17 protein-coding genes are annotated in these 15,661 nt (G+C 67.1%); 8 read left to right on the top strand and 9 right to left on the bottom strand.

What is annotated here, in order from left to right; all coding sequences use genetic code 11:
- Positions 1-32 precede the first annotated feature (32 nt).
- Positions 33-2,942, bottom strand: a complete 2,910-nt coding sequence (locus AC1RPL_RS10040; protein WP_493069831.1) for a TonB-dependent receptor — start codon at positions 2,940-2,942, stop codon at positions 33-35.
- A gap of 309 nt (positions 2,943-3,251) precedes the next feature.
- Between AC1RPL_RS10040 and hslV the strand changes: the two genes are divergently transcribed.
- The 4 genes from hslV (at position 3,252) to hslU (ending at position 6,786) form a co-directional block, all read left to right on the top strand.
- The gene (gene hslV, locus AC1RPL_RS10035) at positions 3,252-3,803 is read left to right on the top strand and encodes an ATP-dependent protease subunit HslV (protein ID WP_493069163.1); all 552 of its coding nucleotides are present in this window, start codon (positions 3,252-3,254) and stop codon (positions 3,801-3,803) included.
- A gap of 45 nt (positions 3,804-3,848) precedes the next feature.
- Positions 3,849-4,208: a hypothetical protein gene (locus AC1RPL_RS10030; RefSeq protein ID WP_493069162.1), complete on the top strand. Its 360-nt coding sequence runs from the start codon at positions 3,849-3,851 to the stop codon at positions 4,206-4,208.
- A gap of 105 nt (positions 4,209-4,313) precedes the next feature.
- Positions 4,314-5,432 carry an FAD-dependent oxidoreductase gene (locus AC1RPL_RS10025; protein WP_493069161.1) on the top strand — a complete coding sequence of 373 codons (1,119 nt, stop codon included), beginning with the start codon at positions 4,314-4,316 and terminating at the stop codon, positions 5,430-5,432.
- 61 nt (positions 5,433-5,493) lie between these two features.
- On the top strand, positions 5,494-6,786 hold the full coding sequence (gene hslU, locus AC1RPL_RS10020; protein ID WP_493069160.1) for an ATP-dependent protease ATPase subunit HslU: 1,293 nt from the start codon (positions 5,494-5,496) through the stop codon (positions 6,784-6,786).
- Positions 6,787-6,824: 38 nt separating this feature from the next.
- Here hslU and AC1RPL_RS10015 read toward each other — a convergent pair whose 3' ends face one another.
- The 8 genes from AC1RPL_RS10015 to ypfJ form a co-directional block, all read right to left on the bottom strand.
- On the bottom strand, positions 6,825-7,235 hold the full coding sequence (locus tag AC1RPL_RS10015) for a hypothetical protein (protein ID WP_493069159.1): 411 nt from the start codon (positions 7,233-7,235) through the stop codon (positions 6,825-6,827).
- An 11-nt stretch (positions 7,236-7,246) separates the two neighbouring features.
- Complete coding sequence (locus tag AC1RPL_RS10010) at positions 7,247-7,636, bottom strand: hypothetical protein (RefSeq protein ID WP_493069158.1); 390 nt, start codon at positions 7,634-7,636, stop codon at positions 7,247-7,249.
- A 51-nt stretch (positions 7,637-7,687) separates the two neighbouring features.
- Positions 7,688-8,413, bottom strand: a complete 726-nt coding sequence (gene gloB / locus AC1RPL_RS10005) for a hydroxyacylglutathione hydrolase (protein WP_493069157.1) — start codon at positions 8,411-8,413, stop codon at positions 7,688-7,690.
- 61 nt (positions 8,414-8,474) lie between these two features.
- Positions 8,475-9,503, bottom strand: coding sequence for an NAD(P)H-dependent flavin oxidoreductase (locus AC1RPL_RS10000; protein ID WP_493069156.1), 1,029 nt, complete (start codon positions 9,501-9,503; stop codon positions 8,475-8,477).
- Positions 9,497-9,952: a VOC family protein gene (locus AC1RPL_RS09995; RefSeq protein ID WP_493069155.1), complete on the bottom strand. Its 456-nt coding sequence runs from the start codon at positions 9,950-9,952 to the stop codon at positions 9,497-9,499. Before AC1RPL_RS09995 ends, AC1RPL_RS10000 begins: the two co-directional genes overlap by 7 nt.
- Positions 9,953-10,035: 83 nt before the next feature.
- Positions 10,036-10,794, bottom strand: a complete 759-nt coding sequence (locus AC1RPL_RS09990) for a tetratricopeptide repeat protein (protein WP_493069154.1) — start codon at positions 10,792-10,794, stop codon at positions 10,036-10,038.
- Positions 10,779-11,528, bottom strand: a complete 750-nt coding sequence (locus AC1RPL_RS09985; RefSeq protein ID WP_493069153.1) for an alpha/beta fold hydrolase — start codon at positions 11,526-11,528, stop codon at positions 10,779-10,781. Before AC1RPL_RS09985 ends, AC1RPL_RS09990 begins: the two co-directional genes overlap by 16 nt.
- Before the next feature lie 116 nt (positions 11,529-11,644).
- A complete protein-coding gene (gene ypfJ, locus AC1RPL_RS09980; RefSeq protein WP_493069152.1) occupies positions 11,645-12,535 on the bottom strand; it encodes a KPN_02809 family neutral zinc metallopeptidase in 891 nt (296 codons plus the stop codon).
- A gap of 116 nt (positions 12,536-12,651) precedes the next feature.
- Here ypfJ and AC1RPL_RS09975 point away from each other — a divergent pair, with 116 nt between their 5' ends.
- The 4 genes from AC1RPL_RS09975 (at position 12,652) to AC1RPL_RS09960 (ending at position 15,605) form a co-directional block, all read left to right on the top strand.
- On the top strand, positions 12,652-13,791 hold the full coding sequence (locus AC1RPL_RS09975; protein WP_493069151.1) for a patatin-like phospholipase family protein: 1,140 nt from the start codon (positions 12,652-12,654) through the stop codon (positions 13,789-13,791).
- Positions 13,792-13,800: 9 nt separating this feature from the next.
- Positions 13,801-14,586 carry a 3-hydroxybutyrate dehydrogenase gene (locus AC1RPL_RS09970; protein WP_493069150.1) on the top strand — a complete coding sequence of 262 codons (786 nt, stop codon included), beginning with the start codon at positions 13,801-13,803 and terminating at the stop codon, positions 14,584-14,586.
- 17 nt (positions 14,587-14,603) lie between these two features.
- Complete coding sequence (locus AC1RPL_RS09965; protein ID WP_493069149.1) at positions 14,604-15,227, top strand: DUF4893 domain-containing protein; 624 nt, start codon at positions 14,604-14,606, stop codon at positions 15,225-15,227.
- A gap of 84 nt (positions 15,228-15,311) precedes the next feature.
- Entirely contained in the window at positions 15,312-15,605 is a 294-nt protein-coding gene (locus AC1RPL_RS09960; RefSeq protein ID WP_493069148.1) for an endonuclease domain-containing protein, read from the top strand.
- The last annotated feature ends 56 nt before the right edge of the window (positions 15,606-15,661 follow it).

The following is a 15,661-nucleotide window of genomic DNA, read 5'->3' as shown; positions in this document are numbered from 1 at the left end:
CCTCCCCCCGAAGTGACAGCGCCCGGGCTGCTCTAGAAGCGATACCCCAGGCGGAACTGGATGCGGCGCGGCAGCGTCAGCGTGTTGGCCGCATGGGCGTAATCGGCCGGATCGAGCAGGTCCGGCGGGGTCACCGCCGCGTTCATATAGGTGTCGAAGTCCTTGAAGTTCTTGTTGTTGAACAGGTTGAGGACATCGACTGCGACTTCGAGATTGTCGCCACCCAGCACCGGGAAGGTCTTGGCCAGCGACACGTTCACCTCGCAAAAGGCGAACAGCCCCTCGATGCAGTTCTTCTCCGGATAGGCCGCGGTCAGCAGTGCCGCACCGCTGTCCGAACCGCGGCTGCCATCGGTAACCTGATAGGCAGCGCCGCTGCTCAGCGTGGCGAGGGTGGAGAAGCGGAAGCCCAGCGGCAGGTCGACCATGCCCGAGATCACCACCCGGTGACGCTCGTCGCCGGCCTTGGGCCGCCAGCCATAGCCGTCCGGCGTCAGGCCATCGAGGCTGAACAGGTCGCCGCCATTCTGCTCCGCCTTGGAGAGCGTGTAGGCGATGTTCAGGCCCCAGCCCGAGGCCTTGGTGTAGTTCTTGTCGAGCGTGAAGAAGAGCGCCTTGTAGCGGGTGTCGAGCCCGTCATAGCCGATCAGCACGTTGGCATAGCCGTACGGCGTCACCGGCGCGGTGTTGCAGCAGCCGCCCAGCCCGTTGTTCTGCCGGGTGGCGAACAGGTTGGTATAGCCGTTGCGGCCGGTCTGGTACGAGCCGGTGACCGACGCTTCGAAGATGCCGAAGCGCTGGCGCACGCCGAGCGAGAACTGGTCGTTCACCGGCGGACGGGCATCGTTCTTCACTGCGAACAACTCGGGCAGGCCGGTGGTGGCGGTCGCCGCGAGCGCCAGCAGGCCCGCGCGGGTGCCATAGGCCGGATTCCACACCACCGTCGGCAGGCCCGAACGCGGCAGGCCATTCTGCGAGAAGCGGAACACGCCGACCGGGTTGATCGAGCGCGACAGCTCGTCGACCGTGTTGTTGAAGTTGTTGCGGTCGTAATAGCGGCCCGCGCCGCCGAAGATCACCGTCGAGCGATCGCCCTTGATGTCGTACGAGAAGCCGAAGCGCGGCGCGATCGCGCCGGCGAACGGCGAACGGTCGTTGCCGTCGGTGATGTAGTTCTCGGGGTTGAAGTAGAAGGTGGTCGGCAGCGCACGCAGTGCCGCCGCTGCCGCCGCGGGCGTGCGATAATGGTTGTTGAAGCCGTTGGTCTCGTAATCCCAGCGCACGCCCAGGTTCAGCTGCAGCCGGTCGGTGACGTCCCAATCGTCCTGCAGATAGAGGCCGACCTGGGTGTTCGACGCCTGGATCCGCCCGCTGCCCAGCCCGAGGCGCGCCTCGGCCGGGAACGAGAAGTTGGTGTCGTCGGCCGGATCGACCGTGCCGGCGCTGTCGATGCGATAGGTGTAGCGCGGCTGGATATAGGCGTTGTTGTCGAACTGGATGTCGGTCACTTCGACGCGCGCACCGAACTTGATCGCATGGCCGTCGATGCCGGTGAAGGTGAAGTCGTCGCGCAGCGTGTAGCTCGCCTGGGTCTCGTTGCGCGTCGAATCCTTGCCGCCATAGAGGATCACGCCGGCATATTCGTACGACGGCAGCTCGGGGTGCAGCGAGGTCGGGTTGAAGTTGTAGTTCAGGTAGCTGGCGTTGAACTCGTTGGTGAAGCTGTCGCCGTTATAGTTCCACTTGAACAGGTAGGTATCGACCTTGTTCTTCTTGTTCTCGGCATTCTCGAAGGCGGTGTTGCCGCCAAAGCCCTGGATATCGGTCTCCTCGCGGCGGCTGAACGACAGGTCGAACGTCTGGCGATCGTCTGGGGTCAGGGTCAGCTTGCCGAAGTAGAAGTCGCCGCGGAACGGGCTGACGAACGCGCCTTCGAACTCGCTCAGGCGGCGGCCCGAATATTGCTCGAACTGCGCGATCGCCGCGGGCGAGCCCGAGCTGTCGACGTTGAACGCACGGTTCTGGTCGTTGCCTTCATAGGCGGCGAAGAAGAACAGCCGGTCCTTGATGATCGGGCCGCCGAGCGACGCGCCATATTGCTTGCGCTCGAACGCCGGCTCGGCGCGGTTGTTGCGCTTGTCGAGATACGCCTTCTCGCTCAGCCCCTTGTCGGTGTACTGGCCGAAGATCTCGCCGTGGAACTCGTTGGTGCCCGACTTGGTGATCGCCGTGACGATCGCCGCGCCGGCCTGCTCGTACTCGGCCTTGTAGTTCTGGGTGAGGACGCGGAATTCCTGCACGGCGAGCTGGCCGAACGGGTTGCCGCGGCTGTTCTGCTGGCCGGCGATGCCGCCCTCGCGCACCTGGTTCTTCAGGCTGACGCCGTCGATGAACACATTGACCTGGCTGGCGGTCGACGCACCCGAGGTGAAGCCCTTGTCGGTCTCGCTGTCATTATACTTCACGCCCGGGGCGAGTGCGACGAACGACAGGAAGTTGCGGTCGGTCTGCGGCAGGCGCTCGATCTGGGTGACGCTGACATTGGTCGCGACTTCGCTGGTGCGCGTCTCGGTCAGGCGGTTGCCGGTCACGACGATCTGGCCTTCGGGCACCGCTGCGGTGTCGCCGCCGAGCGTCAGGTCGAGATTGACCGACTGTGCCACTGCGATCGCCACCTGCTGGCTCGTGCTCTGCCCGCCCGCGGATGCGGTCACTTCATACTCGCCCGCGCGCAGGCCGGTCAGGGTATAGCGGCCGTCGGGGCCGCTGGTCGCGCTGATAGTCTGGTTGGTGCTGGCGCTGCGTGCGCTGATCTGCGCGTCGGCGATGGCAGTGCCGTCCGCACTCGTCACCGCGCCGCGCAGCGTGCTGGTGCTCACCTGGGCCGAAGCCACGGTCGGCAGCATGATGGCGCCGCTTGCCAGCAGCGTCGCGGCCGCCATTGCAGTTGCGGAGATGCCGCGCGTCAGGGCGCGACGATTCTTAGTCTGAATTCCCACTGTATTTCCTCCCCAGCGAGGTTGTAACCGGTTACAAGCTTCGGTGGCAGTTGTTCTGTTCTTGGTGTTCGCCTGAAACCCCAATGAAACCGGTTCCATGAAACGTCAATGCTCCGACGCGTCAGCGTTGTCGGGTGTGAATTTTGCTGCAGTGCGATGTGTCGCCAATGCAACACTTGCGGCGGATCGCGTGCCGCGCCGCCGGAACAGACCCTCTTGCGGGGCCCGCCTGGTGCTCCCCATATCCTCTCCATGAGCGAAACAAATGCGTGGCACGGCACAACGATCCTTTCCGTGCGCAAATCGGGTAAAGTCGTGATCGCGGGCGATGGCCAAGTCTCGGCCGGCAACACCGTGATGAAGCCCAACGCCCGCAAGGTCAGGCCCCTGGGCGACGGCAGCGTGATCGCAGGCTTTGCCGGCGCCACGGCCGATGCCTTCACCCTGTTCGAGCGGCTCGAGGCCAAGCTGGAGCGCCACAACGGCCAGTTGCTGCGCGCCGCGGTCGAGCTCGCCAAGGACTGGCGGACCGACAAATATCTCCGCAACCTCGAGGCGATGCTGATCGTCGCCGACAAGGAAGTGACGCTGGTCGTCACCGGAAACGGCGACGTGCTGGAGCCCGAGGGCGGCGTGGCGGCGATCGGCTCGGGCGGCAATTTCGCCCTGGCCGCAGCGCGCGCGCTGGTCGATTACGAGACCGATGCAGAGAAGATCGCGCGGGCTGCGATGAAGATCGCCGGCGAGCTCTGCGTCTACACCAATGACCGCCTCACCGTGGAAATGCTCGACAGCGACACCTGACCTGCCCTAGCGGCGCCGCCTTCCCCCCTTCCGCAAAGGCACATCATGTATCGCGTCGAGTATGACCGCCAGGCCGATCGCCTGACGATCCATGTGAGCGGTTTCTGGAAGATAGAGGATGTGGCGCCCTTCGCCGCGGCTGTGGGCGAGAAGCTGGCCGAAGCGCGTGCCGCCGGCGGCACCTACACGGCGCTGGTCGAATCGTTCGACTTCCCGGTGCAGGCGAACGACGTGGCCGACCTGCTGCCCAACATCATGCACGCCGGCATGCCCCACACCACCGGCCGCGCCGCCGTGGTGGTCGGCAGCCACCTCAACAAGCTCCAGGCCGAGCGCACGCTGACCCATGAGCGGGTGCGCGTGTTCACCACGATGGAAGCGGCGGAGGCGTGGCTGGCCTCATAAGCCCCTGCCCTGAAGGGGTGGGCCAGAAGAGCCATGAGCTCGCCTCATACCTTCCCCAACCAAAACCAGGTTGAGCCGCGCGCTCTCTCCCCTACCCTGCGCGGCATGCTGATCGCCCGCCGCCCGCTGATCGCCTCCGCCGCGCTCGCCCTCCCCGCCTGCACGGCGACGCCGCGCCCGGCGGCGCTCGCCACCACCAGCCGCGGCCCGAAATGCCTCCCCATCGCCAATGTTTCCCCGCACCGCGTCATCCGCACGGTCGCGGGCCTGCGGCCCTATCGCGCCTCGGGCTTCATCGTCCGCGCCGAGCCGCTGGGCGACAAGCGCCTGGTCCATAATTACGGCCATGGCGGCGCGGGCATCACGCTGAGCTGGGGCACCGCGCGGCTTGCGGTCGATCTCGGCCTGCCCGGCCATGGCGGCCCGGTCGCGGTGCTCGGTTCCGGCATCGTCGGCCTCACCACCGCGCGCCTGCTCCAGGAAGCCGGGCGCCAGGTCACGCTCTACGCGGCCCAGCTGCCGCCCCACACCACTTCGAACATCGCCGGTGGCCAATGGCACCCGGCCAGCCTCTATGAACCCGACCAGGTCACCCCCGAATGGATCGGCCAGTTCAAGGCGGCGATGGACTATAGCTGGCGGCGCTTCCAGATCATGGTCGGCGAGGAATATGGCATCCGCTGGGTGCCCACCTACCTCCAGATGCGAGACGATCCCGCGCAGGACGACGCCGCGCCCGATCTCGCCGACGCCTATGAGGCGGACCGGGTGATCCTCGGCCCGGGCGAGCATCCCTTCCCGGTCCAGCGCGTCCGCCGCTTCAGCACCATGTATGCCGAGAGCGGCCATCTGCTCCGTCAGCTGATGCGCGACATCCAGATCGCCGGCGGCACGTTCGTCATCCGCGACTTCGCCACCCCCGCCGACATCCTCGCCTTGCCCGAAACGCTGGTCTTCAACTGCACCGGCCTCGGCGCGGGCAAGCTGTTCGGCGACGCCGGGATCGAGCCGGTGCGGGGCCAGCTCGCGGTGCTGCTTCCCCAGCCAGAGGTCCAGTACGCCTTTGGCGGTCACATGGGCTATATGTTCCCCCGGGCAGACGGCATCCTCTGCGGCGGCAGCTTCGAGCATGGCGAATGGGACGCCACGCCACAGCCCGATCGCATCGCGAAGATCCTCGCCCGGCACCAGGCCTTCTTCGCCGGCTTCCGCTGCACGGCTTGAAGCGGGGCATCCGGCACCCGACATCCGGGTTCGAAACAATGCCAGAGACCCATTTCCCAAAATGAACGAAGCCCTCACCCCCAAGGCGATCGTCGCCGCCCTCGACGCGCACATCATCGGCCAGCAGGACGCCAAGCGCGCCGTGTCGGTCGCGCTGCGCAACCGCTGGCGCCGCCAGCAGCTTTCCGCCGACCTTCGCGACGAGGTCACGCCGAAGAACATCCTGATGATCGGGCCGACCGGCTGCGGCAAGACCGAGATCAGCCGCCGCCTGGCCAAGCTCGCCGACGCGCCCTTCGTAAAGGTGGAAGCGACCAAGTTCACCGAAGTCGGCTATGTCGGCCGCGACGTCGAGCAGATCGCCCGCGACCTGGTCGAGGAAGCGATCCGGCTCGAGAAGGAGCGCCGCCGCGCCGCGGTGAAGGACAAGGCGGAGGAGGCGGCGATGCAGCGCCTGCTCGACGCGCTCACCGGCAAGGACAGCTCCACGGCGACGCGCGAGGCGTTCAAGCAGCGCTTCCATGAAGGCACGCTCGACACCAGCGAGATCGAGATCGAAGTCGAGCAGGCCTCGCAGATGCCCTTCGACATCCCGGGCGCCGGCCCGCAGATGATCAATCTGGGCGAGATGATGAAGGGGCTGAGCGGCACGCCGCTCAAGCGCCGCAAGCTCAATGTCCGCGCCGCCTGGGAGAAGCTCGTCGAGGAAGAGGCCGACAAGCGCCTCGACCAGGACGAGGTCAGCCGCGTCGCGCTGGCCGATGCGGAAGCCAATGGCATCGTCTTCCTCGACGAGATCGACAAGATCGCGGTCAGCGACGTGCGCGGCGGCTCGGTCAGCCGCGAAGGCGTCCAGCGCGACCTGCTGCCGCTGATCGAGGGCACCACAGTCGCCACCAAGTACGGGCCGATGAAGACCGATCACATCCTCTTCATCGCCAGCGGCGCCTTCCACGTCGCCAAGCCGAGCGACCTGCTCCCCGAGCTCCAGGGCCGCCTGCCGATCCGCGTCGAGCTCAAGGCACTGACCGAGGCGGACTTCGTCGCGATCCTCAGCGACACCAAGGCGAGCCTGGTGGCGCAATACGCCGCCCTGCTCGGCACCGAAGGCGTCCAGATCGACTTCACCGAGGACGGCATCCGCGCAGTCGCCAAGATCGCCGCCGAGGTGAATGCGGAGATCGAGAATATCGGCGCCCGCCGCCTGCAAACGGTGATGGAGAAGCTGCTCGAGGACATCAGCTTCGGCGCCGAGGACCGCAAGGGCGAGACTTTGGTGATCGACGGCGCCTATGTCGATAGCCAGCTTGCCGCCGTGGCGCGGAACACGGATCTCAGCCGCTACGTGCTGTAAAAACTCCTCCCTTGCGCAAGCGGGGGGAGGATTTTACGTCACTTCACCTTCTCGTACGGCGTGAACTTGCCGAACACGCAATATGCCCCCGGAATGCTCGCCCCCGGATCGATCGCCCGGAAACGGTCGTTCCGGCATAGCTGCGATCCGTGCACTTCGACGATCAGTGTCGTGTAGGGCCGCAGGCCCGGGCAGGCGCTGGCCAGGTCGTTGCGCCACAATGTGCGACCCACCGGCTTGTAGAGGATCGTCTGGCTGTCGATGATCTGCGAGCCCTCGCTGTCGTTCACGCTGATACAGTCCTTCGGCGCGCCGGCGACGCGATCGCCCAGTGCGTCGGCCAGGTCCTTCTGCGCCTCGGCCTGCTGCGACGCCTGCATCTGGGCGCTCGGCGTGCAGGCCGCCAGCGCGAGCAGCCCGATCATGGCCCCGATCATCGCGACGCGCATGCGACCTCTCCTCACTTGGTATATGGGACGAACTGGCCGAGCGCGCAGGAGCCGGTCATCATCCCGCCCACGCGCGAACGCGTGGTCACCGTGTCGCCGCGGCACAGCCGGCTGGAAATGCTCTTCACCACCATCAGATCGTCATTGGCCAGGCCGAGGCAACTGCCGACCGTGTCGTTGCGCCACACTTTCTTGCGGCCCTGGATATAGAGGATCGTGTCGCGAAAGCCCCTGGTCTCGCCCATGCTGTCGCGGTCGATACAGTCCTGTGGCGTGCCGGCGCTCATGCCGTCCAGCACCTTGGCGATCTTGGCCTCGTCGCTGGTCGATGTCTTTTGCGGCATCGCCGCGTTGGCGGCGCAGGCGCCCAGGATCAGCACGGGCAAGGCGAAGCGGATCATCATCTGTCTCCTGTCGCCCCCGACATGTATCGCCTTATAACGCTTCGCCGATCAAAAAGCATCCTTCGCCGCACGACGCTCCGCCAGCTGCTCGACGCTCTCGGCGCGCAGGAATGGGTTGGTGGCCAGCTCCGCCCCGATCGTCGTCGGCACCGTCGGCTCGCCCGCCGCGCGCAGCGCATCGACTTCAGCCATCCGCGCCTGGAGTGCTTCGTTCTCCGGCTCGACGGTCAGCGCGAAACGCCCGTTCGCCTGGGTATATTCATGCGCGCAATAGACCTGGGTCTCGGGCGGCAGCTTGGCGAAGAGCTGCATGTTCGTGAACATCTGCTCCGCCGTTCCCTCGAACAGCCGGCCGCAACCCATGGCGAACAGCGTGTCGCCGACGAACAGCTTCTCATCCTCGGCGAAGTGATAGGCGATGTGCCCCGCGGTATGGCCGGGCACCTCCAGCACATGCGCGACATGCTGGCCCACCTTGATCTTGTTGTTGCCGCCTGCCAGCCAGTCGGCGCCCGGGATGCGGGTGCCTTCCCCCGAAGGCGCGATGATGACCGCCCCGGTCTCCGCCTTCAGCACGGCGTTGCCGCCGGTATGGTCGGGATGCCAATGCGTGTTGAGGATCGCGTTGAGCTTCCAGCCGCGCAGCTTGAGCTCGGCGAGCACGGGCGCGGGGTCGCCGGGATCGACCACGGCGGTCTTGTCCGCGCGCCTGTCGTGGATCAGCCAGATGTAATTGTCGCTCAGCGCTGGAATGCGCACGATCTCGAGTGCCATTTGTTTCCCTTCCGTACGCTTTCTAGCGCCTTGCCCGGGTTTTGCACCAATCCCGCAGCATTTAGCTGCGCACGGATGCAAGTTCCTCCGCCAGCCGTCGGACCAGCGCCTCGGCGCCCATCGCCCGCACCCGCGCCACGCCGGTGCCGGCCCAGAGCGGCGAATAATCGCCCCGCCCCTCCGCCTCGGCGTGCGCCCGCAGCGACGCCAGCGCATTGGAAGCATAGGGAAAGGCGGGCACGTCACCCCGGATCGGCCGCAGCGCGCGCATCAGCCGATTGACGATCCCCTGCGCTTCGCGGCCCGAGAACAAATTGGTGAACGCTGTCGGCACGTCGGTGCCCAGCAGCGCGCGGAACGGCGCGGAGATGCTGCTCTCCTCCGCCGCCAGGAAGGCTGTGCCGATCTGCACGCCGCTTGCCCCCGCCGCAAGCACCCGGGCGATATCCGCTCCGGTGACGACCCCGCCGGCCGCGATCACCGGCACCGCGATCCTCTCGGCGAGCAAGGTCGCGAGCGGCACCGGCACATGCCCCTCGCCCAGGAACCAGCCGGCATGCCCGCCCGCTTCGGCGCCTTGCGCGATCACCGCATTCACCCCGCGCGCGGCAAGCCAGCGCATCTCCTCCGGCGTCGTCGCATTGCCGAACACCACTGCCCCGGTCCCGCGCACCCGCGCGAGCAGCAGTTCGTCGGGCAGCCCGAAATGGAAGCTGACGATCTCGGGCCGCGCCTTCTCGACCGCGTCGCAAAGATCGGCGTCAAACGGCCGGCGCAGCGGCGGCGCCGAGCCGGGCGTGACGCCTTCTTCGGCATAATAAGGCGCGAGCAGCGCCCGCCACGCCGTCTCGTCGGGCGCCGGCTCGGAAAGATGATGGCAGAAGAAATTGAGGTTGAGCGGCCCCTTGGCGCCGGCCCGCACCTCGGCGACCTGTTCGACGATCTGTCCCGGCGTCAGCAGCGCGCAGGGCAGCGATCCCACTGCCCCTCCGCGCATCGCCGCGATCGCCAGGGCCGGGCCACCGGCGCCCGCCATCGGCGCCTGCACGATCGGGGCACGCGCCCCGAGCCGTTCGAGAAAGCCTACCACACGCCCGTATTGGGCATCGACGCCCAGGGCTCGGCCGGCGGCAGCGGATCGCCCGCCTGGAGCAACTCGATCGAAATACTGTCGGGGGTGCGGACGAACGCCATGTTGCCGTCGCGCGGCGGGCGGTTGATCGTCACGCCACCGTCCAGCAGCCGCTGGCAGGTCTCGTAGATATTGTCGACGCGGTAAGCGAGATGCCCGAAATTGCGCCCGCCGGTGTACGCCTCGGGCGCGCTGCCGTCCTCGGCCGGCCAGTTATAGGTCAGCTCGACCTCGGCATCGGCACGCTGGCCCTCACCCTTCGAATCCTCGTCGGCGGCAAGGAAGATCAGCGAGAAGCGTCCAGCCTCGCTGTCCATACGCCGGACCAGCTTGAGGCCCAGAAGTTCGAAGAAAGCGATCGTGGCGTCGGGATCCGTCACGCGGATCATGGTGTGGAGGTAGCGCATGGGCGGGGAGATAGGTGTCAGCAGCGCAGAGTGCCAGCCCCTTCAATTCCTCCCCGAGCAAGCTCAGGGAGGAATTTAGAATGCTACTTCTCCGTCGCGGAAAACTGCTCCAGCGCCTTGCGCGCCGCACTCGCGATGCCCGTGCCCGGCGCCAGCTCGATCGCCCGGTTCCACGCGGTGCGGGCATCAGCTTCGTTGCCGCTCGCCGCGGCGATATTGCCCGCCTCGAGCTGCACGGAGGGATCGTCACCCGAACGGCGCAGCGCCTCGGTGATGTCGTTCGCCGCGCGCGGCAGGTCGCCCGCGCGCCGCGCCAGCGTCGCCGAGAGCAGCCAGACGAGCGGATCCTTGTCGGCATAGGTCAGCGCCTTGTCGATATCGCTGCGCGCCGCTTCCATGTCGCCCAATGCGACCATCGCCCGCGAGCGGTCGAGATGCGCCTCGCCCAGGTCGAGCCCGGCCAGCGTGCCGGTGGCGAGCGCCGCGTCGATCGCCGCGCGGGCCCTGGCCGGCTCCTTTGCCGCGATCCAGGCGTTGCCGGCCGACGCCCAATATTGCGGCGCGCGCGCATCCTTGGCAGTCTCCGCCTCGCGCGCGGCGTCCTCGAACGTGCCGGCCGCCGCCGCCCATTTCCCCTGATTAGCATAGGCCACGCCCAGACATTGCCGCGCCAGCGTGCCGCCGCCTTCCGAACGCCACTGGACCGCGTCCGCAAGCGCCTTGGCCGGATCGCCGGTCGCCAGGTCCATGCACTGGGTGAAGCGCGGCGGCTCCTTCTGCGGCGGGGCCGACGCGGCCTGCACCGGGACGGCCTGCAGGGCGAGGATCAGGATGGGGAGCATATCGTCAGGACTTCCTCGAGCGCGCGCACGATCAGGGCCAGGTCCTGCTCGCGCGAAAAGCGATGTTCGGCGTCCTTGACCAGCAGAGTCTGCACCATGTCTGAACGGATCGTCGCCGCGAGCCGTGGGGCGTATTCCCACGGCACCTCCTTGTCCTTCTGTCCATGGAGCAGCCGCACCGGCCCGCCCCAGGCGATCGGCTGGACGAGCACCCGGTTCGCCTCGCCCGACGCCCAGAAAGACCGCGTCGTGACCGTCGGCTGGTCGCCATAATCATTGGGCTGCTCGATCCGCCCATGCTGCAGCAGCGCGAGCTTCTGCTCCATGGTGAAGCCCCAGTCGGTGAAATCGGGCGCCGCGGCGACGCCGATCATGCCGGCGACCAGCTCGGGCCGCGCCTTGGCGATCATAGCCATGATCCAGCCGCCCATCGACGAGCCGACCAGCACCGCCGGTTCCTTGACCACGTCCTCGATCATCCGGATCGCATCGTCTCGCCAGGTGGCGAGCGTCTCGTCCTCGAAGCTGCCTTCGCTCGCGCCGCAGCCGGCATAGTCGAAGCGCAGGAACGCGCGGCCATTGGCCTTCGCCCAGGCCTCGAGATGCAGCGCCTTGCTGCCGTTCATGTCCGACGCATAGCCGCACAGGAACAACACGGTCGGGCCTTTGCCCGGAATGTGGTGATAGGCGAGCTTGGGGCGCGGCGGGGTTTCGGGGGCGGTGGTTTCGGTCATGCTGGAGGCTTAGCGCGTCACCCCCAACCCGTCATCCCCGCAAAGGCGGGGATCCAGAATCACGAAAGGCATCGCTCTGCCACTCTGGATCCCCGCCTTTGCGGGGATGACGAAGTCTAGATATTTCCCGAAAACGTATCGCACACCTTCGGATCGCCGCTCTCCAGGCCCTTGCGCAGCCAGGCCGTGCGCTGCGCCGACGTGCCGTGGGTGAAGCTCTCCGGCACCACCGTGCCCTGCGCCTGCTTCTGCAGCGTATCGTCGCCGATCGCGTTCGCCGCGGTCATGCCTTCCTCGATATCGCCCGGCTCGATCCGGCTCTTGTTGCGCGCCGCCCAGACGCCGGCATAGCAGTCCGCCTGCAGCTCCAGCCGCACCGACAGCGCATTGCCCTCGGCGTCGCTCGCCCGCGCCTGGCGCTGCGAGACTTCGTCCGACACGCCGAGCAGGTCCTGGATATGGTGCCCCATCTCGTGCGCGATCACATAGTCGCGGGCGAAGTCGCCCTTCGCCCCGAAGCGCTGTTCGAGCTCCTGGAAGAAGCTCGTGTCGAGATACACGCCCTGGTCGCGCGGGCAGTAGAAGGGGCCGACTGCCGCGGAGGCCGAGCCGCAGCCCGAATCCACGCGCTGCGCATAGAAGTTGATCGTCGCCGGCTTGTACTGCTTGCCTTCGCCCTGGAAGATGGCCGCCCAGGTATCGTCGGCCGAACGCATCACCTTGCAGGCTTCCAGCCGCAGCGGCGACTGCTCGCACACTTGCCGCCCGCTCTGTCCTGCGGTCGGCGACTGGCCGCCACCGCCGCTGCTGGTGCCGAGCATCCCGCCACCGCCGCTCAACGCGAAATAGGCGATGGCGATCAGCCCGACGATCGCGATGCCGCCACAGCCCATGCCGCGCCCGAGCAGCAAGGGCAGCAACCCGAGCAGGCCAAAGCCGCCACCGCCACCTCCACCGCTTCCCAGGTCGCGGGCGTTGTCGGTGGGGTCGATATCGTCGAGCCGCATGGCATCCCTCTTTGTTGATTACCCGCAACAATGCGCCAAGCGGCCCCCGGTTGCACGCAGCGAACCTTACGAAAGATACACTTCCCTCGCTCCGCCGTTTCGGCCACAGCACCGGCATGGCAGACGCAGAGACCCGTCCCCGCCGACAAGCCCCCGGCCTGCCGCTACCGGACACGGTCGCGCTGGTGCTGCAGGGGGGCGGCGCGCTGGGCGCCTATCAGGCCGGCGTGATCGAGGAACTCCACACCGCCGGTATCGAAGTCGACTGGGTGGCGGGCATCTCGATCGGCGCCGTCAACGCCGCCCTCTTCGCCGGCAATCCGCCCGAAAAGCGGCTTCCGGCGATCAAGGCATTCTGGGACCAGGCGACCTCCGCGCTCCCCGACATCTCGCTGCCGATGAACGATGCCGCGCGCGAGTTCAGCCATGAATGGGCCGCCGGCATGGTGATGTGGGGCGGCGTCCCCGGCTTCTTCCGCCCGCGCCTGCTGCCCCCCGGCTTCGCCACCCCCGGCACGATCGAGGCGTTGAGCTTCTACGACACCTCCCCGCTCAAGGAGACGCTCGACCGGCTTGTCGACTGGGAGCTGCTCAACAACGGCCCCGTTCGCCTCTCGGTCGGCGCGGTCGAACTGCAGAGCGGCAATTTCCGCTATTTCGACACGCGCGACGAAACGCTCGACGCCCGCCACATCATGGCCTCGGGCGCGCTGCCGCCGGGCCTGCCGCCGGTCGAGATCGACGGCGCCTGGTATTGGGACGGCGGCCTCGTCTCCAACACCCCGCTCACCCATATCCTCGACCGGCAGGACGCCGAGACTTTGATCTTCCAGGTCGATCTCTTCCCCGCCGCCGACGAGCTGCCGCGCACGATCACCGACGTCATCGCCCGCGAGAAGGAGATCCGCTTCTCCAGCCGCACGCGCGCGGTCTCCGACGAGCGCATGCGCCTGCGCCAGGAGCGCCAGATGGTCTGCCGCCTGCTCGACAAGCTGCCGCCCGAGCTGCTCGCCGATCCGGAAGTCCAGGCGATCCGCGCAAGGGTCTCCGAATTCCCCGTCAGCCTCGTCCAGCTGATCTACCGCGCCAATGCCTGGGAAGGCGGCTCGCGCGACTTCGAATTCTCGGCGCGCTCGATGCACGAGCATTGGCAGGCCGGCCGCACCGCGGTGGCCGAGACCATGGCGAACGCGCGCATCGTCGCCAGCAACATCCTCGACGGCAACACCGCCGCCTTCGACCTCACCCAGCATTAGGAGTACCCAATGTTCCTCAAGGGCAAGTCCGCGATCATCACCGGTTCCACCTCGGGCATCGGCCTGGCCTATGCCAAGGCGCTGGCTGCCGAGGGCGCGAGCGTGATGATCAACGGCTTCGGCGATGCCGCCGCGATCGAGACGGAGCGCGCCGCGCTGGAAGCGCCCAGCGGTGCCAGGGCGCTCTACGACGCGGCCGACATGACCAAGCCCGACCAGATCGACGCGATGGTCAAGCGCTGCCATGACGAATTGGGCGGCCCGCACATCATCATCAACAATGCCGGCATCCAGCACGTCGCGCCGATCGAGGATTTCCCGCCCGAGAAGTTCGACGCGATCATCGCGATCAACATGTCCTCGGCCTGGCACATGACGCGCGCCGCGGTGCCGTACATGAAGGCGCAGAAATGGGGCCGGATCCTCTCCACCGCCTCGGCCCACAGCCTCGTCGCCAGCCCCAACAAGAGCGCGTACGTGATGGCCAAGCACGCCATTGCCGGCCTCACCAAGACGATCGCGCTCGAAGTCGCGACCTATGGCGTCACGGTCAATTGCGTCTCGCCCGGCTATGTCTGGACCCCGCTGGTCGAGAACCAGATCCCGGACACGATGAAGGCGCGCGGCCTCACGCGCGAACAGGTAATCAACGACGTGCTGCTCGATGCCCAGCCGACCAAGCAGTTCGTGACATCGGAACAGGTCGCCGCGCTGGTGCTTTTCCTCTGCCGGGACGAAGCGGCGCAGATCACCGGCGCCAATTATTCGATCGACGGCGGCTGGACCGCGGCCTGATGAAGGAATTGAAGCGCATGAACTGGGTCCCCGCCGCCGCGTTGCTCGCGCTCGGCCTCACCGGCTGCAATGTCTATCGCGAAGCGACGACCAGCGAGCCGCCGGCCGGCTGGGGCTGGCGCAAGGTCGCTACCGATGCGGACGCCGATCGCATGCGCAACTGGCGCAAGGCCTGGGACGCGGGTCTCGCCCCCGCCAAGGCCGAGGCGCCCGCGGCGATCGCAGCCGATCCCAAGCTGTTCGATCCCGATGTCGCACTCGGCTCGGCGATGCCCCCGGCGGGCGCGTATCGCTGCCGCACCTTCAAGCTTGGCTCGCAGCAGCCGGTGACGCGCTATTTCACCGCCTATCCCGCCGGCAACTGCACCATCGCCCCGCGCGGCGATGCGCTGCACTTCCTCAGGACCGACAGCGAGCAGCGTCCGGACGGCCTGATCTATCCCAACACCGATGCACGCGCGATGTTCGTCGGCGTCCTCGTCCTCGGCGACGAGACCGCCCCGTTGCGCTACGGCGCCGATCGCAAGCGTGACATGATCGGCTATGTCGAGCGGATCGACGAAAAGCGCTGGCGGATGGTCTTCCCCTATCCCGGTTTCGAATCGAAGCTCGACATCATCGAGCTGGTGCCGGCGGGTTAGCGGAGGGCTGACCAGATTCCCCTCCCTGAAAGGGAGGGGTCAGGGGTGGGTTGGCGAGCACAGCTCGCCATGACAAGCTCATCCATGCTCCGCCGCATCGATCCCAAGCTGACCGCCCGGGCACGCGAACTGCGCAACAACCCCACGCCGGGAGAGCGCGAAATCTGGCGCCGCATCTCCCGCTTCCGCCCGGCCTTCACCCGCCAGCATATTGAACCGCCGTATATCATCGACCTCGTATGCCGCCGCGCGAAGCTTGCAATCGAGTTCGACGGTAGCCAGCGCCTGGATACCGTCGAAGCGGACGCACGAAGAACGGCATTCCTTGAAACACAAGGCTGGACCGTTATCCCTCTGGAACAGCGACGTGCTCACTAACCCTCACGGTGCCGCCCAGCACATTCTGCAGAGGACCGCCGAGTGCCTCGGCGGTA

This window comes from Sphingomonas sp. GW821-FHT12D09, assembly GCF_058807215.1.
The sequence above is the reverse complement of the archived record's forward strand: the minus strand, read 5'-3'. Positions and strand labels throughout refer to the sequence as shown.